Below are 17,941 nucleotides of genomic sequence, written 5' to 3'. Positions count from 1 at the left end.
GGTGGCCGAGGAGCGGCGGTGATCCGCCGCCCCCCGGCCGCAGGTTGACCCGTCACCCCGGCACGCCGGGCGGCGTGCCGTCAGACGAGGCTCAGAAGCACTCGTTGCCCGCGCCGTCGCCGCTCTTCAGCGCGAGGCTCAGGCCGTTCAGCTTGAACGTGCCGGCCGAGGTGGCCCGCGCGGTCTGCTGAACGCCGCTCAGGTCGGCCTCCTTGGCGGACTGGGCGAAGCCGGTCGGACCGCTCGGCAGACCCGCGCCGCCGCCCGCCTTGGTGACGCCCGGGTGCGGGGCCCAGCCCTGGGTCGCCGAGCCGGAGAGGGTGGAGGCGTCCTGGCCGATGTTCATGTCCTTGAAGGTCGCGTCCGCCTTCAGCTGCTCCAGGTCGATCAGCAGGTTGTCGGCCTGAACCGGCTTGCCCGCCTCGGTGCCGGCGTGCAGCTGCAGGGTGATCTTGCCCAGGCCGAACGCGGACAGGTCGGTCACCACCGACTGGCACAGGTTGGTGATGTCGGCGTGGTCGAAGGCCGAGACCGCGACCGGGTGCGGCTTGCCGTTCGCCTCGATGTCGACGGAGCCGAACTGGGCGAAGTTGGTGCCGTGCAGCTGGTCGGTGCTGACCTTGAACTGCTGGCCGGAAATGCTGAACGAGGCGGCGAGCGCGCTGTTGGCGATCGAGACGCCGACCATCGCGGTGGCCGCGACGCTCGGCACCATCACCAGGGCGAAGCGCTTCCAGCGGGTCTTGCCGTAGGTCTTGGACATGCGAGTCCTCCTTCTAGGACGTACATCTCCGGCTCCCGGCGGCGCGTCCCGCGCCGGTGGGGGCCTGGGATGGGAGAGAGCTACGTCCTCGGTAGCGGAGAGCGCCTTGGGCGTCGTCGGACGCGGGAGCGGCCGGCACAACGCGGCACTCCCGTCCCGATACCGGCCGTCCTTGCGGGACGACGGGTCGGACCGACGACATCGGCGATCACCCCCGAGCGACAACCAGCGACCGCGCAGGGCCGCGCGGCCGGTCGAGGACAGGAACCGCCGTGGGACCGCGGATACCCCCCTGCCCTCCCTACCGCCGACCGGGGCCGACGGATCACCCGGTGGGGATCCCGCACTCCGCGTTGACCGACCGGCTGTCGGTGGGTGTGGAGTCTGGGACCGGGCGTGGCCGATCGTGCTTGAATCCCGGGCGAAGCACAAGGGGTGCCTTACTGACGGGTAATGCAACAGCGGGTGGCGTTGATCATGAAAACGTCCAAAATTGCACCCTGCGTGACGCCTTGAAGAAATCGTGGCGACGAAATCCGCCGGAAACACCAGCGAAACACCCGCGGGTGGTCACTGAACGTGACCACCCGCGGGTGAAATCAAGATTTGGTAAACGTCTGTCCGGTTGACCGGATTGTCGCCAAATCTCCAGCGACACCGCAGGTCATCCGCCGTGCCAGGCACCCGGTGCCAGGCAGCCCGGCAGGACCCGCCCGAACCCGGCCGGCATCGGACTCAGAACAGCACGCGGGCCAGCGCCGTCCGGGCCGCGACGACCCGCGGGTCCTCGGCGCCGATCACCTCGAACAGCTCCAGCAGGCGCAGCCGGGCGGTGTCCCGGTCCTCGCCGAAGGTCCGGCCGACGGTGTCCACCAAGCGGCCGAAGGCGTCCTCGACGTGACCGCCCACCAGGTCCAGGTCGGCCGCCCGCAGCTGGGCCTCGACGTCCTTCGGGTCGGCGGCGGCCGCCGCCCGCACCTTCTGCAGGTCCAGGCCCTCGACCCGCTGCAGCAGCTCCGCCTGGGCCAGGCCCAGCTTGGCCTCGGTGTTGCCCGGCTGGTCGGTCAGCACGTTCTTGTACGCCTGGATGGCACCGCCCAGGTCGCCGGCGTCCAGCGCGTCGTGCGCGGCGGCCAGCGCCGGGTCCTCGGGCCGCTGCGGGGCGGCGACCGGGGCCTCGCCCGGGGCGACCGCGCCGCCGGAGATACCGAAGCGCTGCTCGGCGACCAGGATCAGCTGGTCCAGCACCTTGCGGATGTTGGCGGCACTCTCCGCGCCCTGGAACAGCGGCACCAGCTGGCCGGCCACCACGGCCATCACGGCCGGGATGCCCTGGATGCCGAACTGCTGGGCGATCAGCTGGTTGGCGTCCACGTCGATCTTGGCGAGCACGAAGCGGCCGGCGTACTCCTCGGCCAGGCCCTCCAGGATCGGGCTGAGCTGCTTGCAGGGGCCGCACCACTCGGCCCAGAAGTCGATGACGACCGGCACCTCGGCGGAGCGCTGGACGACCTCGGCCTCGAAGGTGTCCTCGGTGACGTCGATGACGAGCTGGTAGGCGGCGGACTGGTCGGGGGCGACTCCGGCCGCTTCGGCGGCGGCCGCCTGACGGGCCCGCTCGACCCGGGCCTGCTCGGCCTTCTGGGCGGCCTCGCCGGCCGCCTTCACTGCGGCGAGGTCGACCGCGCCGCGCAGGGCGGAGCTGTTGAGACGCGAATTCCGTGGCTGCATGGCACCATCCTCCCCCGTCCGCGCTGCCCGCGGGCACCAACCTCCGGAAAGTCGCCCCGCGCGGGCTGCGCGGCGACGGGTTTCCGGGCGGTGCGCCCCTCCCCCGGTAGTCTGAACCGTTCGGCGCGGATCCCCACCCGCACCCGCGCCGCCCCCGTCCCACGGGATGCGGCGCCTGGTTGTCACTGCTTTCGCTACAGGTCGTAGCGTAACTGGAGCCGGTGCCCCGGCCGCAAGCCCAACCTGCGCTTCGGGGACGTGACCTGCCCCACTTTCCCGACCCGCCCGGCTGCCCGAATCGACGAACAGTCGCTACCGTTACCAGCCCCACCCAAGTTACTTACCAGTAAAGCGCAAGGAGACCCGGTGCCGGCCGCCCAGCCCTCCGCGAGCCCGGACAGCACGGTCCCGGACAGCACAGTCCGGGGCAGCACAGTCCAGGAGGGGACGAACGCGTCCCGGGCCAAGGGCCGCCCGCGCAGCGCCGCCGCCGACCTCGCGATCCTCGACGCCACCCGCGAAGCCCTGGCCGAACTCGGCTGGGGCGGACTGACCATGGGCCACGTGGCCACCCGCGCCAAGGTCGCCAAGACCACCCTCTACCGCCGCTGGCCGTCCAAGAACGAGCTCGTGGTGGACGCCGTCGCCAGCCTCTTCGACGAACTGGTGATGCCCGACCTCGGCAACCTGCGGGCCGACATCGAGGCCGTGGTGACCCAGTTCGCCGACCTGCTGGCCCGCCCGGAGACCCAGGCCGCGCTGCTCGCGCTGTTCGCCGAGGGCACCCGCGACCCGCTGCTGCACCGCCGGATCCGCGAGGCGATCGTGGACCCGCAGAAGCACCTGGTCCGGCAGGGCCGGGCGGCCGCCCAGGCGCGCGGCGAACTCGGACCGGACACCGACGCCGAGTCGGCCCGCGAGGAGGTCGACATCATCTTCGACACCATCGCGGGCACCGTCGAGCACCGCGTCCTGGTCAGCGGCGAGCCGATCACCCCCGAGTGGACCCGCCGCTTCACCGACCTGCTGCTCGGACCGCTCACCACCGGCTGAGGGCATGCCGAAGCCGCCGTACGGAACCCCGTACGGCGGCTACTGCTCGGCCACTCGCCCGCTCGCCTCCGGGGCGCTCTGATACTCGCCCGCTCGCCTCCGGGGCGCTCGGACCCGGTGCCGACGGTCGGCGCTCCGGCGCTCGTGCCTCGCTTGTCGCTTCTCCCTTTCGGCACCGGCGCGCCCCTTCGGCTCGGGGCGGCTTTCGGCTCGGGGCGGCTTTCGGCTCGGGGGCGGCTCGGGTGTTCAGGCGATCAGAACGCCGCGTTCTCCTGGTACGTCCCCCACTCCTGCCGCAGCGCGTTGCAGATCTCGCCGAGCGTCGCCTCGGCGCGCACCGCGTCCAGCATCGGCGGGATCATCGACTCGCCCGAGCGCGCCGCCGCCAGCATGGCGTCCAGCCCGGCCCGCACCGCCGCCTCGTCCCGGGCCGCCTTGCGCTCGCCCAGCACCCGCACCTGCTCGCGCTCGACCTCGTGGCTGACCCGCAGGATCTCCAGGTCGGGGGTGACGCTGCGCGGGTGGCAGTTGACGCCGACCACGCGCTTCTCGCCCTTCTCCACACCCTGCTGGTACTGGAAGGCCGCCTCGGCGATCTCGCCGGTGAACCAGCCCTCCTCGATCCCGCGCAGGATGCCGGAGGTGATCGGGCCGATCTCGTGGTCCTCGTGCCCCTTGTCGAGGATCCGCTGGAAGATCGCCTCGGCCTGCTGCTCGATCCGGTCGGTCAGCGCCTCGACGTACCAGGAACCGCCCAGCGGGTCGGCCACGTTGGTGACGCCGGTCTCCTCCATCAGCACCTGCTGGGTGCGCAGCGCGATCTCGGCGGCCTGCTCGGAGGGCAGCGCCAGGGTCTCGTCCAGCGCGTTGGTGTGCAGCGAGTTGGTGCCGCCCAGCACCGCGGAGAGCGCCTCGACGGCGGTGCGCACCACGTTGTTGTACGGCTGCTGCGCGGTGAGCGAGACGCCGGCGGTCTGGGTGTGGAAGCGCAGCCACTGCGCCTTGTCGGTCTTGGCGCCGAAGCGGTCGCGCATCCAGCGGGCCCAGATCCGGCGCGCGGCGCGGAACTTGGCGATCTCCTCGAAGAAGTCCAGGTGCGCGTCGAAGAAGAAGGACAGGCCGGGTGCGAAGACGTCCACGTCCAGGCCGCGGGACAGGCCCAGCTCGACGTAGGCGAAGCCGTCCGCGAGGGTGTACGCCAGCTCCTGCGCGGCCGTCGCCCCGGCCTCGCGGATGTGGTAGCCGGAGACGGACAGCGGCTTGTACGCGGGGATGCCCTTGGCGCAGTGCTCCATCAGGTCGCCGATCAGGCGCAGGTGCGGCTCGGGGGCGAAGAGCCACTCCTTCTGGGCGATGTACTCCTTGAAGATGTCCGTCTGCAGGGTGCCGTTGAGCACCGCCGGGTCCACGCCCTGGCGCTCGGCGGCGACCAGGTACATGCAGAAGATCGGGACGGCCGGGCCGCTGATCGTCATCGAGGTGGTGACCTCGCCGAGCGGGATGCCGTTGAACAGCACCTCCATGTCGGCGGCCGAGTCGATGGCCACGCCGCAGTGGCCGACCTCGCCGAGCGACTTCGGGTCGTCCGAGTCGTAGCCCATCAGGGTGGGCATGTCGAAGGCGACCGACAGGCCGCCGCCGCCCGCGTCCAGGATCATCCGGTAGCGCTCGTTGGTCTGCTGCGCGTTGCCGAAGCCGGCGAACTGGCGGATGGTCCAGGTGCGGCCCCGGTAGCCGGTGGGGTGCAGCCCGCGGGTGAACGGGTACTCGCCCGGCCAGCCGATCCGCTCGAAGCCCTCGACGGCCTGCCCGGGGGCCGGGCCGTACACCGGCTCGACCTCGTCGCCGGAGAGGGTGGTGAAGTCCGCGTCCCGCTTGCGGGCCTTGTCGTACCGCTGCTGCCAGCGCTGCCGTCCGCGCTCGATCTCCTCGGCGTCCATGGGCCGAACTCCGCTCCGTACGGCCGCCACGGCACCGGGCGGCACAGCTGTTAGGACGTCCTACTAATTTACTCGGACGTCCTAGTAGTTGTCGATGGACACCCGCTCGACGCGAACCGGAAAACGACGGCGCCCCTCCCCTGCTCGGGGAAGGGGCGCCGTTTCGCGCGGTCGGCCCGGCTCAGACGCCGGCCGGCTGGCGGGCGCCGTCGCCCGCCTGGAGCTTCTCGGCGGCCTCGCGGGCCACCTTGCGCTCGAAGACGAAGGAGAGGAAGGGGATGCAGCCCGCCGCCAGGGTCAGCACCAGCCGGCCCATCGGCCACTTCAGCTTCTGCCCGAGCAGGAAGGTCACGATGAAGTACCCGATGTACAGGTAGCCGTGCAGCATCGCGACGTAGGTGGTCACGTCCTCGGCGGTGCTGAAGCCGTACTTCGCCACCATGAAGCCGCAGAACACCAGTAGAGCCACACCGGTCGCAATGGCCAGGCCGCGGTACCAGCCCAGCAGGGGGGTCGCCTTCATACTCTTCCTCGCCTCGCTCGGCAGTTTCGGCCGGTACGCCCGGATCCGCGCACCGCTCCCACGAGGGTAGCCGCCCTCACGGCCGCTCCTTCGCAGCCCCCTCGTCCGGCTCGGCGAAGTCCCCGGCCGCGATCCGCAGCGGCTTGAGCAGCTCGAACACCTGGCGGCACTGCTCGGGGCCGTACTCCTCCAGCCCGAACTCCATCGCCATGAGCTCCCGGGTGGCCTCCTCGACCACCTCGCGGCCGCGCCGGGTGATCGAGGCGAGCACGCCGCGGCCGTCCAGCGGGTTGGGGCGGCGGGCGACCAGGCCGGCCCGTTCCAGCCGGTCGACGGTGTTGGTGACGCTGGTCGGGTGGACCATCAGTCGCTCGCCGATCTTGGACAGCGAGAGTTCGCCGGTCCGACTGAAGGTCAGCAGCACCAGCGCCTCGTACCGGGCGAAGGTCAGCCCGTACGGCTTGAGCACCGCGTCGACCCTGGAGAGCAGGATCTGGTGGGCGCGCATGATCGAGGTGATCGCCGCCATCGAGGGCACGGCGCCCCAGCGGCGGGCCCACAGTTCGTCGGCGCGGGCGATCGGGTCGAAGTCGAGTGCGAGGGGCTTGGCCACCTCCTTACCGTACCGGCGGACGGGACGTGTGCTACCAGCTGTCCTGATGGTGGACAAGTGCGACGCGTGGCGGGATCCCGCCAATCGGACGGCCAGGTCCATACCTGGACATTGCGCCGGCGTGAACGCCCGGCAACAGCCGCCCGGCGTACGGAGGTTGACCGCTGAAGCGCCCAACGCCGCGCTATCAGGCCTCGGTTCGGACCGGAACCCGCTGAAAGACCGGGTAAAAAATCCCCTTTGTCCTTCCGTTCACAATCCCCTCCCTTGGCGGGACTTGGCCAATTCATGAACAAGACCTGTCATTTGATTTGCTCGATTGTCATGCTTTCCGCCAACCCCGTTCGACAGCCACCACCCCCACCCAACCGGTGGCAGCCGCACGACCGCTCGGGGTCCTCGCACGTCAGCGCCCGTTCCGCCCCTCAGGTGCCGGCCCCGGCCCCCGGGACGAGGCGCGACCGCGCCCAACACGCGGTTTCCCGGAAGGACTCGTCCGTGAAGCGAAAGCTCGCCGCAGTCGCCGTACTCTCCGCCACCGCCCTGCTCACCGGCGTCGTCCAGGTCAGCGCCGCCCAGGCGGACCCCACCCCGCACGCCCGGACCGCGCAGCAGCGCGCCGACCTGATCGCGCTGGCCAACGGCCAGGCGGGCAAGGTGGCGCACGCCCTGGCCCTGGGCGGCCAGGAGCAGCTGGTGGCCAAGGACGTCGTGGTGGACGCCGACGGCTCCCGCCACTTCCGCTACGAGCGCACCTTCGCCGGGCTCCCGGTCCTGGGCGGAGACCTGGTGGTGCACCAGAAGGCGGACGGCTCGCCCGCCGCCGTGGACAAGGCCGTCGGCGCGCAGCTCGCCCTGCCGAGCCTCACCCCGCAGATCCCGGCGGACAAGGCCGCCGCCCAGGCGACCGGCGCCGTGCAGTCCACCGTCGGCATCACCGTCGACGAGGACGAGTCCCCGCTGACCGAGGTGCACCAGGCCGGCAAGGCCGAGCTGGTCGTCTGGGCCACCGACGGCAACCCGCGCCTGGCCTACCGCACCACCGTCGAGGGCCTGCGCGCCGACGGCACCCCGAGCAGCCAGCTGCTGGTCACCGACGCCGCCACCGGCCAGGTGCTCTCCACCCACGAGCAGGTGCAGACCGCCTCCGGCACCGGCAAGGGCGTCTTCGTCGGCAGCGTCCCGCTGACCACCACCCAGAGCGGCACCTCGTACCAGCTGAAGGACGCCACCCGCGGCGGCCAGTCCACCTTCACCCTGAAGAACAAGACCTCCGGCTCCGGCACCCTGGTCGCCAACTCGACCGACTCCTTCGGCAACGGCCTGGTCTCCAACCCGGAGTCCGCCGCCGTGGACGCCCAGTACGGCGCCGCGGCCACCTGGGACTTCTACAAGAACACCTTCGGCCGCAACGGCATCAAGAACGACGGCGTCGGCGCCACCAGCCGGGTGCACTACGGCTCCAACTACGTCAACGCGTTCTGGAGCGACAGCTGCTTCTGCATGACGTACGGCGACGGCGCGAGCAACACCCACCCGCTGACCGCGCTGGACGTGGCCGGCCACGAGATGACCCACGGCGTCACCTCCGCCACCGCGGGCCTCAACTACTCCGGCGAGTCCGGCGGCCTCAACGAGGGCACCTCGGACATCTTCGGCACCATGGTCGAGTGGTACGCCAACCTGGCCGCCGACAAGCCGGACTACCTGATCGGCGAGCAGATCAACATCAACGGTGACGGCAAGCCGCTGCGCTACATGGACCAGCCGTCCAAGGACGGCAAGTCCGCCGACTACTGGTCCTCCTCGGTCGGCAGCCTGGACGTCCACTACTCCTCGGGCGTGGCCAACCACTTCTTCTACCTGCTCGCCGAGGGCAGCGGCGCCAAGACGATCAACGGCGTCAGCTACAACAGCCCGACGTACAACGGCTCGACCCTCGCCGGCATCGGCCGGGACAAGGCCGCGCAGATCTGGTACAAGGCGCTGACCACCTACTTCACCTCCACCACCAACTACGCGGGCGCCCGCACGGCGACCCTCAAGGCCGCTTCGGACCTGTACGGCGCCTCCAGCGCCGAGTACAACGCCGTCGCCGCGACCTGGAGCGCTGTCAACGTCAACTGACGTACGGCGCACGGCGCACGGCGGGCGGACGCCCGGGGCCCCGTCGGAGGGCAGGCCCCGGGCGTCCGCCCATGCCCGCGCCCGAACGCCGCGCACCCCGAGCCCGGGACCCCAAGCCCGGCACTCCGAGCCCGGGGCTCCGCCGGCCCCGGAGGCTGTCAAGGCCGACCGGCTGGCGGGGTCCCGCCAGCGGGACGAACCGTGGATTCCGGGCAATGGACGGCAGCCGAACCATCCGTCCCGGCGCTGGCGACTCCTGGCCAATCCCCGGCGGCGCCCTGTCCTTCCCCGCCACGAATTGTCATGCTTCTGACCAAGCTCCCGTCCGACGACCGCCTCCCCCACCCAGCAGGCGGTCCGTCAGAAGCCGCACGGCAGCAGCACGTCCGCGCCCTACCGCCCCAACGGCGCCAACCCCGGCGCCCCGGTACGCGGCGCGCCCGCAGGAAAGCGCGGGCCTCGTGGAAGGAACCCCCCTACGTGAAGCGAAAGCTGACCCTCCCGGCCGTACTCTCCGCCACCGCCCTGCTGGCCGGCGTCGTCCAGATCGCCACCCTCCCCGCCGCCCAGGCCGCCGCCCCCGCGCCCGACCGGGTGTCGGCCGCGCCGCTCGCCCTCGCCGCCGCCCAAGCCTCGCCGCTCGCACGGCAGTTGGACCTCGGCGGCCAGGAGCAGCTGGTCGCCAAGGACGCCCTGATGGACGCCGACGGCACCCGGCACCTGCGCTACGAGCGGACCTACGCCGGCCTGCCGGTGCTCGGCGGCGACCTGGTCGTCCACCAGCGCCCCGACGGCTCGGTGAGCTCGGTGGACCGCGCCTTCGCCGGCCGACTGGCACTGCCCACCACCACCCCGGCCCTGGCCGCCGGCCAGGCCGCCGAACAGGCCACCGACGCGGTGCGGGCGACCGTGGGCCTGGCCGCCGACGAGGACGAGGCGGCGCTCAGCCGGGTGGACGGCGCCGGCGCGGCCGAGCTGGTGGTCTGGGCGGCCGACGGCAACCCGCGGCTGGCCCACCGCACGGTGGTGCGCGGCGAGCGGACCGACGGCACCCCGAGCAGCCAGCAGGTGGTCACCGACGCGGCGACCGGCGAACTGCTCTCCACCCACGAGGAGTTCCAGACCGCAACCGGCACCGGCAAGGGCGTCAACGTCGGCACCGTACCGCTGACCACCACCCAGAGCGGCTCGACCTACTCGCTCAAGGACGCCACCCGCGGCAACCAGTCCACCACCGACCTCAAGGGCGCCACCTCGGGCAGCGGTTCGCTCTTCACCAGCACCAGCAACAGCTGGGGCAACGGCCTGGCCTCCAACCGCCAGTCCGCGGCCGTGGACGCCCAGTTCGGCGCGGCGACCACCTGGGACTACTACAAGAAGACGTTCAACCGCAACGGCATCAAGAACAACGGAGTCGGCGCGACCAGCCGGGTGCACTACGGCTCCAACTACGTCAACGCGTTCTGGAACGACTCCTGCTTCTGCATGACGTACGGCGACGGCTCCGGCAACACCCACCCGCTGACCGCCATCGACGTCTCCGGCCACGAGATGACCCACGGCGTCACCTCCGCCACCGCCGGACTCAACTACTCCGGCGAGTCCGGCGGCCTCAACGAGGCCACCTCGGACATCTTCGGCACCATGGTCGAGTGGTACGCCAACCTGCCGGCCAACCCGCCGAACTACTGGATCGGCGAGAAGCTCAACCTCTTCGGCAACGGCAAGCCGCTGCGCTACATGGACAAGCCCTCCCTGGACGGCCAGTCCGCGGACTCCTGGTACTCCGGCGTCGGCAACCTGGACGTGCACTACTCGTCCGGCGTCGCCAACCACTTCTTCTACCTGCTCGCCGAGGGCAGCGGCGCCAAGAGCATCAACGGCTACAACTACAACAGCCCGACCTCGAACGGCTCGAAGGTGACCGGCATCGGGCGGGACAAGGCGGCCGCGATCTGGTACCGCGCGCTGACCGTCTACTTCACCTCCACCACCAACTACAAGGCCGCCCGCACGGCGACCCTGAAGGCCGCGGCCGACCTGTACGGCGGCGCGGCCGGCGCCGAGTACAAGGCGGTGGCGGCGGCCTGGAGCGGGGTCAACGTCAACTAGGCCCCGTCAACCGGGCCCCGCCCTGGACCACTCCCGGCAAGAAACGGCGACAGGCTGCCGCGGCCCTTTGGGAGAGGAGGCCGTGGCAGCCTGTCGACCGTCCACACGTTCGCGTCAGGCGGTGGCGGCGGCGGGCTGCAGCTCGCCGCGCTCCTCCTGGGCAAGGGTCCGCTCGGCGTAGACGCCGCCGAACGGCAGCACCGAGAGCACGAACAGCAGGATGCCGCGCTTGCGGTCCCACTTCTGCGTCTGCCAGGCCTGGATCCAGAACACCACGTACAGGATGAAGAGGGTCCCGTGGACAGGGCCGAGCACCGGGACGGCGTTGAAGCTGGTGGTGTACTTCAGCGCCGTGCAGATCAGCAGCAGGACGAAGGAGATCCCCTCGGGGGCGGAGACCAGGCGCAGGCGGTGGACGGCGCTGCTGTTCACGTTGGATACCTCAATACGGGGGTCGGAGGCGTGGGCACGCTTGTGAAGCGACTCACAAGCCTTCCGGCCATTATCACCGAGCACATGTCCGAGCCCAGGGCCGGGGGTGGCCACCGTGCCCGATGTCACAGCCGCGCGCCAGAACCAGGCCGAACGCAGCAGGGCGTCGTCCGTACCCCCTATCCTCTTGCCCGCGCGCCCACCGATCCGGGCGCTCACGGCATCGCACACGGGGGTATCCACACCATGTTCAAGCGGGACTGGGACCGCAGGACCTGCGCCAAGCGCGGGCACGTCACCTACGCACCGACCGAACCCGAGCTGGCCTCCCGGCTGCACGCCGCCACCGCCGTGGGCGACGCCTGGCGCTGCCTGCGCTGCGGCGACTTCGCGCTCGGCGCCCCGCACGGCTCCGGCCCGGCCGCGAACGCCCCGCTGGTACCGCGCGGCAAGGCGCTGCGGGACATCTTCATCCTGCGCTTCCTCGCCATCGAGCGGGTGCTGCGCGGCATCGTGATCATCCTGATCGCGTGGGGCGTCTGGAAGTTCTCCAACCACCAGGACGCGGTGCAGCGGGTCTTCGACCAGGACCTGACGGTCTTCAAGCCGATCGCCGACCACTTCAACTGGGACCTGGACCACGCCCCGGTCGTCGAGACGATCCGCAAGACCTTCGGCTACGAGAAGAAGACCCTGCTGATCGTCGCGGGCGCGCTGCTGGCCTACGCGCTGATCGAGATCGTCGAGGCGGTCGGCCTCTGGCTGGGCAGGCGCTGGGCCGAGTACCTGACGGTGGTCGCCACCGCGGCCTTCCTGCCGCTGGAGGGCTACGAGCTGAGCCACCACGTCAGCCCACTGAAGATCTGCACCCTGCTGCTGAACATCGCCGCGGTGCTGTGGATCATGCTCTCCAAGCGCCTGTTCGGCCTGCGCGGCGGCGCGGTCGCCTTCGAGGCGGAGCGCCACTCGGCCTCGCTGCTGGAGGTCGAGGAGGCGGCCGGCACCGTCCCGCACCCCGGCCACGGGGCGCACGCGCGGTCCTGACTCGCACCTTTGTCCCAGGCCCGACCTTGAACCGTTGTCCCGGGTCCGACCTTGAACCGTTGTCCCGGGTCCGGACCTGTTCGTCCCCGCCCTCTCGCCCGACCACGGCCGCAAAAGCTAGATTGCGGCCGTGGCACAGTTCAGACTCCAGGGCTCGCGGGTGCTCGCCGTCGAGTTGGCCGGCGACGCCGTCAAGGCCCGGCACGGCTCGATGGTCGCCTACACCGGCCAGATGACCTTCAAGAAGCTGACCGGCGGCGGGGACGGACTGCGCGGCATGGTCGCCCGCAGACTCACCGGCGAGCGGATGACCGTCATGGAGGTGAAGGGGCAGGGCACCTGCTACTTCGCCGACAAGGCCACCGAGATCAACCTCGTCCAGCTGTTCGGCGAGACGCTCCACGTCGAGTCGGACAACCTGCTGTGCACCGAGGCCGGTCTGCACACCGGCACCACCTTCACCGGGCTGAACGGCGTCTCCTCCGGCAACGGCCTCTTCACCACCAAGGTGGAGGGGCACGGCTGGGCCGCCGTCACCTCCAACGGGCCCGCCGTCATCCTGCGCGTCGGCAAGGACATGCCGCTGCGGGTCGACCCGGGCGCGTACCTCGCGCACACCGGCAGCCTGCACCGCAGCCTCAAGTCGGGCGCGGGCTGGACCACGGTGATCGGCGAGGGCGGCGGCGAGGCCGTCCAGGTCGAGTTCACCGGCGAGGGCCTGGTGTACGTCCAGCCCTCGGAGAAGGTCACCCTCGGGGGTGACGTCTGATGGGCTTCACCCGGATCAACGGCAAGCTGGTCGAGGCCCAGGTGGTGCCCGGTCGGCCACTGTTCAGCCAGCGCGGCGCGATGATCGCGTACACCGGCGACGTCCGGTTCACCCCGAACATCACCGGCGGCCAGGGCGGGGTGATGTCGATGATCGGCCGCCGGGTTGCCAACGAGGACACCCCGCTGATGACCGTCGAGGGCCAGGGCCGGGTGATGTTCGGCCACGGCGGCCACCACGTCCAGGTGATCGACCTGGTCGGCGACACCCTGTTCGTCGAGGCGGACCGGCTGCTCGCCTTCGAGGGCACGCTGCGGCAGTCCACCGTGTTCCTCGGCTCGCAGGGCGGGGTGATGGGCATGGTCCGGGGCCAGGTCAGCGGGCAGGGCCTGTTCACCACCCGGCTGGAGGGCCACGGCTCGGTCGCGGTGATGGCCCACGGCGGGGTCTTCGAGCTGCCGATCACCCCGGGCCGGCCGGTGCACGTCGACCCGCAGGCGTACGTGGCGCACCGCGGCGAGGTGCGCAACAAGCTGTCCACGGCGATCGGCTGGCGCGAGATGATCGGCCGGGGCTCGGGCGAGGCGTTCCAGCTGGAGCTGTCCGGGCAGGGCGCGGTGTACGTCCAGGCGAGCGAGGAGAAGCTCTGATGTCCTACCCGCCGCAGCCGCCGCAGCCGCCGTACGGGCAGTCGCCGCACGACCAGCCGACCCAGCCGGGCTTCGCGGTGCCGCCGGTCGCGCCGAACTACGGCCCGCCGCAGGGCTACCCGCCGCCCCCGCCGCCCGGCTACCCGCAACAGCCGCCCCAGCAGCCCCAACAGGCCTACGCCCAGGAGCAGTTCGGCGGCCCGCAGGCCCCGCTGCCGACCGCCCACGGCGGTGAGGGCCCGGTGGTGTACGACGCGTACACCCTGCCGGCCAACGACAACGTCAACCCGTACGCCTTCGCGGTCGACCTGAACGGCTCCTACTTCCTGCAGAAGGGCAAGATGATCGCCTACTACGGCGACATCACCTTCCGCGGCGTCGGCGCCGGGATGGTCGACCGGGTGCTCGGGCAGCACTTCAACTCCCCGCTGCACGCGGCGGACTGGGTGGTCGCCCAGGGCACCGGCAAGCTGCTGCTGGCCGACCGCGCCTTCGACCTCAACTCCTACGACCTGGACGACGGCAACCTGACCGTGCGCTCCGGCAACCTGCTCGCCTTCGACCCGACGCTGCGGCTCAAGCAGTCGATCATCCCGGGCTTCCTGACCCTGATCGGCACCGGCCGCTTCGTCGCCGCCTCCAACGGGCCAGTGCACTTCGTCGAGCCGCCGATCCGGGTGGACCCGCAGGCGCTGGTCGGCTGGGCGGACTGCCCGGCGCCGTGTCACCACTACGACCACGAGTACCTGCACGGGGTGGTCGGCGGCCTGCGACGGCTGACCGGCATCGGCGGCGTCTCCGGCGAGGAGCACCAGTTCGAGTTCATCGGCGCCGGGCAGGTGCTGATCCAGTCCAGCGAGAAGCTGCTGGCCGAGCGGCCGGTGGGCGTGGTGGACGCCGAGGCGGGCGTGCCGGGCGGTGGGGTGCCGCCCCAGCAGGCCCACGCCGGCGGCAACCCCAACGTGCCCGGCCTCGGTAACCTGGGCGAACTCGGACGGCGTTTCGGCCTGTAAACTTGTACAAGATTGAACTAAATCGGCTATGCTGGACCGCATGGATACGCACACGATCGACACTGCGGACACCCCTCCGTCTCAGCCCGGGGAGGAGACTCCCTGGCTGACCGCCAGGGAGCAGCGGATGTGGCGCGCCCATCTGGAGGTCGCCAAGCTGCTGGACTACCAGCTCAGCCGCGAACTCCAGCCCCACAACCTGGCCATCAACGACTACGAGATCCTGGTCGTCCTCTCCGAGGCCCCCGACCACCGGATGCGGATGACCGACCTCGCGACCGCCACCCTCCAGTCGAAGAGCCGGCTCTCCCACCAGATCACCCGGATGGAGAACGCCGGCCTGGTCCTGCGCCAGGAGTGCCCCGGCGACCGCCGCGGCCTCTACGCCCACCTCACCGAGCAGGGCTGGGAAACCATGCAGCGAGTCGCCCCGGACCACGTACGCAGCGTCCGGGCCCACTTCATCGACCGCTTCACCCCCGAGCAGCTCGACGCCATGTACGAGGCCCTCGCCCCCGTCGCCGAACACCTCCGCGGCCTCCGCGGCCGCTCCTAGGCCACCGGGAGAGCCCCCGTTCTGCGTAGGAAGTCGGCCGAACCGACTTCCTACGCAGAGGACGGGAAGCCTGCGGTCCGATCTCAGTTCTTTCGCCGCCCCGCCGCGACCGTGCTCGCGGCAGGGCGGCGAACGGAACAGCGATCGGCCGCGCGGAGAGGCCGGACCGTGCCGCCGGCCTTCGCGGAGTCAGCTCTGCGTCAGGCCCGCGACCAGTTCGTCGGCCGCGCCGTACGGGTCCAGCTCGCCGGCGACGACGCGCTCGGCCAGGCCGGCCAGGTGGCGGTCGCCGGAGAGGTCGCCGATCCGGGCGCGCAGCTCGGCGAGTGCGATCGCCTCGATCTCCTGCGCCGCCCGGCGGCGCCGACGCGCCGCCAGTTCGCCGTGCTCCTCCAGCCAGGCGCGGTGCTTCTCCAGCGCCTCGACCACCTCGTCCACGCCCTCGCCGCGGGCCGCGACGGTCTTGACGATCGGCGGGCGCCAGTCCCCCGCCCCGCGGGCCTCGCCGAGGCCCAGCATGTGGTTGAGCTCACGGGCGGTGGCGTCGGCGCCGTCCCGGTCGGCCTTGTTGACCACGAAGAGGTCGCCGATCTCCAGGATGCCCGCCTTGGCGGCCTGGATGCCGTCGCCCATCCCGGGGGCCAGCAGCACCACGGCGGTGTCGGCCTGGGCGGCGATCTCCACCTCGGACTGGCCGACGCCCACGGTCTCGACCAGGATCACCTCGCAGCCGGCCGCGTCCAGCACCCGCAGCGCCTGCGGCGCCGCCCAGGAGAGCCCACCCAGGTGGCCGCGGGTGGCCATCGAGCGGATGAACACCTCGGGGTCGTTCGCGTGGTCCTGCATCCGGACCCGGTCACCCAGCAGCGCCCCGCCGGAGAACGGCGAGGACGGGTCGACGGCCAGCACCCCGACCCGCTTGCCGAGCCGCCGGTAGGCGGAGACCAGCGCCGAGGTGGTGGTGGACTTGCCGACCCCGGGCGAGCCGGTCAGGCCCACCGTGTAGGCCTGCCCGGTGTACGGCGCGAGCGCGGCCATCGCCTCCCGCAGCTGCGGGGCGGCGTTCTCGACCAGCGTGATCAGCCGGGCGACCGCCCGCGGCCGGCCCTCCCGGGCCTGCTCGACCAGCGTGGCGACATCGATCATGGGGATCTCCTTGCACAGATGCCGACAGACGGCGGATGCCGAAGGGGCTGCGGACCACTTGTGGCGGTCCGCAGCCCCGGAAGTCAGGTCAGTGATCAGGCCTTCGGCACGCGCACGATCAGCGCGTCGCCCTGGCCGCCGCCGCCGCACAGCGCGGCCGCGCCGACGCCGCCGCCGCGGCGCTGCAGCTCCAGCGCCAGGGTCAGCACCACGCGGGCGCCGGACATGCCGATCGGGTGGCCGAGCGCGATCGCGCCGCCGTTGACGTTGACGATGTCGGAGGAGACGCCCAGGTCCTTCATCGACTGGTGGGCGACGGCCGCGAAGGCCTCGTTGATCTCGATCAGGTCGAGGTCGGAGACCTCCAGACCCTCCTTGGACAGCGCGTGCTGGATCGCGTTGGACGGCTGCGACTGCAGCGAGTTGTCCGGGCCGGCCACGTTGCCGTGGGCGCCGATCTCGGCGATCCAGGTCAGGCCCAGCTCCTCGGCCTTGGCCTTGCTCATCACGACCACGGCGGCGGCGCCGTCGGAGATCTGCGAGGAGGTGCCGGCGGTGATCGTGCCGTCCTTGGCGAAGGCCGGGCGCAGCTTGGCCAGGCCCTCGACGGTGGTGTCGGCGCGGATGCCCTCGTCCTGGCTGAACAGCACCGGCTCGCCCTTGCGCTGCGGGATGGCGACCGGGACGATCTCGGCGTCGAAGACGCCGTCGGCCTGCGCCTTGGCGGCCCGCTGGTGGGAGGCGGCGGCGATCTCGTCCTGCACCTCGCGGGCGATGCCCAGGCGGGTGTTGTGCTTCTCGGTGGACTCGCCCATCGGGATGTTCTCGTAGGCGTCGGTCAGGCCGTCGTAGGCCATCGCGTCGAGCATCTCGATCGCGCCGTACTTGAAGCCCTCGCGGGACTTCGGCAGCAGGTGCGGGGCGTTGGTCATCGACTCCTGGCCGCCGGCCACGATGACGTCGAACTCGCCGGCGCGGATCAGCTGGTCGGCCAGCGCGATGGCGTCCAGGCCGGAGAGGCAGACCTTGTTGATGGCCAGCGCCGGGACGTTCATCGGGATGCCGGCCTTGACGGCGGCCTGGCGGGCGGGAATCTGGCCGGCGCCTGCCTGCAGCACCTGGCCCATGATCACGTACTGGACCTGCTCACCCGTGATCCCGGCCCGCTCCAGCGCGCCCTTGATCGCGAAGCCGCCGAGCTCGGCGCCGGAGAAGCCCTTGAGGGAACCGAGCAGGCGCCCCATCGGGGTCCGCGCACCGGCAACGATCACAGAGGTGGTGTTGGTCATGGGACGGGCCCCTTCGCACGTCGTGGCCAGGTGAGGATGCGCTCAATGTACTGACCTGTTTTCCGCCCGTCACCGGAGCGACGGTGTGATCGAGCGCACTGGCACCATCCAGTCAACACCGTGTCAACGCACTCCGGGTGAACCCTGCGCCGTGTGAGCAGGCTCGCACGTCCGGCACTG

16 protein-coding genes are annotated in these 17,941 nt (G+C 71.3%); 8 read left to right on the top strand and 8 right to left on the bottom strand.

Annotation, left to right across the window (positions count from 1 at the left end):
* Positions 1-91: 91 nt before the first annotated feature.
* Together ACGF12_RS20355 and ACGF12_RS20350 are read right to left on the bottom strand one after the other, a co-directional pair.
* Positions 92-763 carry a DUF6230 family protein gene (locus ACGF12_RS20355; RefSeq protein WP_393031644.1) on the bottom strand — a complete coding sequence of 224 codons (672 nt, stop codon included), beginning with the start codon at positions 761-763 and terminating at the stop codon, positions 92-94.
* A 735-nt stretch (positions 764-1,498) separates the two neighbouring features.
* Complete coding sequence (locus ACGF12_RS20350) at positions 1,499-2,494, bottom strand: tetratricopeptide repeat protein (protein WP_393031642.1); 996 nt, start codon at positions 2,492-2,494, stop codon at positions 1,499-1,501.
* Positions 2,495-2,995: 501 nt separating this feature from the next.
* On the opposite strand from ACGF12_RS20350, the gene ACGF12_RS20345 reads away from it, so the two are divergent.
* Positions 2,996-3,547: a TetR/AcrR family transcriptional regulator gene (locus ACGF12_RS20345; protein WP_393031687.1), complete on the top strand. Its 552-nt coding sequence runs from the start codon at positions 2,996-2,998 to the stop codon at positions 3,545-3,547.
* A 254-nt stretch (positions 3,548-3,801) separates the two neighbouring features.
* Here the strand turns inward: ACGF12_RS20345 and ACGF12_RS20340 are convergent, their stop codons facing one another.
* The 3 genes from ACGF12_RS20340 to ACGF12_RS20330 all read right to left on the bottom strand — a co-directional run bounded on the left by ACGF12_RS20340 (position 3,802) and on the right by ACGF12_RS20330 (position 6,623).
* A complete protein-coding gene (locus ACGF12_RS20340; RefSeq protein WP_393031639.1) occupies positions 3,802-5,487 on the bottom strand; it encodes a methylmalonyl-CoA mutase in 1,686 nt (561 codons plus the stop codon).
* A 181-nt stretch (positions 5,488-5,668) separates the two neighbouring features.
* Complete coding sequence (locus ACGF12_RS20335) at positions 5,669-6,010, bottom strand: DUF3817 domain-containing protein (RefSeq protein ID WP_393031636.1); 342 nt, start codon at positions 6,008-6,010, stop codon at positions 5,669-5,671.
* 76 nt (positions 6,011-6,086) lie between these two features.
* Positions 6,087-6,623, bottom strand: a complete 537-nt coding sequence (locus ACGF12_RS20330; protein ID WP_393031633.1) for a MarR family winged helix-turn-helix transcriptional regulator — start codon at positions 6,621-6,623, stop codon at positions 6,087-6,089.
* Positions 6,624-7,121: 498 nt separating this feature from the next.
* Here ACGF12_RS20330 and ACGF12_RS20325 point away from each other — a divergent pair, with 498 nt between their 5' ends.
* A complete protein-coding gene (locus ACGF12_RS20325; RefSeq protein WP_393031630.1) occupies positions 7,122-8,750 on the top strand; it encodes a M4 family metallopeptidase in 1,629 nt (542 codons plus the stop codon).
* 480 nt (positions 8,751-9,230) lie between these two features.
* Positions 9,231-10,862 (top strand): M4 family metallopeptidase, encoded by a 1,632-nt coding sequence (locus tag ACGF12_RS20320; RefSeq protein ID WP_393031627.1) that lies wholly within the window; start codon positions 9,231-9,233, stop codon positions 10,860-10,862.
* A gap of 114 nt (positions 10,863-10,976) precedes the next feature.
* On the opposite strand, the gene ACGF12_RS20315 is transcribed toward ACGF12_RS20320, so the two are convergent.
* Positions 10,977-11,294 (bottom strand): DUF3817 domain-containing protein, encoded by a 318-nt coding sequence (locus ACGF12_RS20315; protein WP_393031624.1) that lies wholly within the window; start codon positions 11,292-11,294, stop codon positions 10,977-10,979.
* Positions 11,295-11,540: 246 nt separating this feature from the next.
* On the opposite strand from ACGF12_RS20315, the gene ACGF12_RS20310 reads away from it, so the two are divergent.
* The 5 genes from ACGF12_RS20310 (at position 11,541) to ACGF12_RS20290 (ending at position 15,326) form a co-directional block, all read left to right on the top strand.
* Positions 11,541-12,338: a DUF2127 domain-containing protein gene (locus ACGF12_RS20310; RefSeq protein ID WP_393031621.1), complete on the top strand. Its 798-nt coding sequence runs from the start codon at positions 11,541-11,543 to the stop codon at positions 12,336-12,338.
* Between the two features lie 130 nt (positions 12,339-12,468).
* On the top strand, positions 12,469-13,107 hold the full coding sequence (locus ACGF12_RS20305) for an AIM24 family protein (RefSeq protein ID WP_393031618.1): 639 nt from the start codon (positions 12,469-12,471) through the stop codon (positions 13,105-13,107).
* Positions 13,107-13,757, top strand: coding sequence for an AIM24 family protein (locus tag ACGF12_RS20300; protein WP_393031615.1), 651 nt, complete (start codon positions 13,107-13,109; stop codon positions 13,755-13,757). Before ACGF12_RS20305 ends, ACGF12_RS20300 begins: the two co-directional genes overlap by 1 nt.
* 212 nt (positions 13,758-13,969) lie before the next feature.
* Complete coding sequence (locus ACGF12_RS20295; protein ID WP_393031684.1) at positions 13,970-14,770, top strand: AIM24 family protein; 801 nt, start codon at positions 13,970-13,972, stop codon at positions 14,768-14,770.
* Positions 14,771-14,810: 40 nt separating this feature from the next.
* A complete protein-coding gene (locus ACGF12_RS20290; protein ID WP_393031612.1) occupies positions 14,811-15,326 on the top strand; it encodes a MarR family winged helix-turn-helix transcriptional regulator in 516 nt (171 codons plus the stop codon).
* Between the two features lie 189 nt (positions 15,327-15,515).
* On the opposite strand, the gene meaB is transcribed toward ACGF12_RS20290, so the two are convergent.
* Positions 15,516-16,472: a methylmalonyl Co-A mutase-associated GTPase MeaB gene (meaB, locus tag ACGF12_RS20285; RefSeq protein ID WP_393031608.1), complete on the bottom strand. Its 957-nt coding sequence runs from the start codon at positions 16,470-16,472 to the stop codon at positions 15,516-15,518.
* 95 nt (positions 16,473-16,567) lie between these two features.
* The gene (locus tag ACGF12_RS20280) at positions 16,568-17,761 is read right to left on the bottom strand and encodes an acetyl-CoA C-acetyltransferase (RefSeq protein WP_393031605.1); all 1,194 of its coding nucleotides are present in this window, start codon (positions 17,759-17,761) and stop codon (positions 16,568-16,570) included.
* Between the last annotated feature and the right edge of the window lie 180 nt (positions 17,762-17,941).

The sequence above is a fragment of the Kitasatospora sp. NPDC048296 genome, from assembly GCF_043201815.1.
Lineage (GTDB): Bacteria > Actinomycetota > Actinomycetes > Streptomycetales > Streptomycetaceae > Kitasatospora.
Note: the sequence above shows the minus strand (reverse complement) of the source record. Positions and strands in the feature narration are given on the sequence as shown.

Excerpts from the sequence above, each read along its gene's own strand:
- ACGF12_RS20355 (WP_393031644.1), bottom strand. The coding sequence starts at position 763 with ATGTCCAAGACCTACGGCAAGACCCGCTGGAAGCGCTTCGCCCTGGTG.
- ACGF12_RS20350 (WP_393031642.1), bottom strand. The coding sequence starts at position 2,494 with ATGCAGCCACGGAATTCGCGTCTCAACAGCTCCGCCCTGCGCGGCGCG.
- ACGF12_RS20340 (WP_393031639.1), bottom strand. The coding sequence starts at position 5,487 with ATGGACGCCGAGGAGATCGAGCGCGGACGGCAGCGCTGGCAGCAGCGG.
- ACGF12_RS20335 (WP_393031636.1), bottom strand. The coding sequence starts at position 6,010 with ATGAAGGCGACCCCCCTGCTGGGCTGGTACCGCGGCCTGGCCATTGCG.
- ACGF12_RS20310 (WP_393031621.1), top strand. The coding sequence starts at position 11,541 with ATGTTCAAGCGGGACTGGGACCGCAGGACCTGCGCCAAGCGCGGGCAC.
- ACGF12_RS20300 (WP_393031615.1), top strand. The coding sequence starts at position 13,107 with ATGGGCTTCACCCGGATCAACGGCAAGCTGGTCGAGGCCCAGGTGGTG.
- ACGF12_RS20290 (WP_393031612.1), top strand. The coding sequence starts at position 14,811 with ATGGATACGCACACGATCGACACTGCGGACACCCCTCCGTCTCAGCCC.
- meaB (WP_393031608.1), bottom strand. The coding sequence starts at position 16,472 with ATGATCGATGTCGCCACGCTGGTCGAGCAGGCCCGGGAGGGCCGGCCG.
- ACGF12_RS20280 (WP_393031605.1), bottom strand. The coding sequence starts at position 17,761 with ATGACCAACACCACCTCTGTGATCGTTGCCGGTGCGCGGACCCCGATG.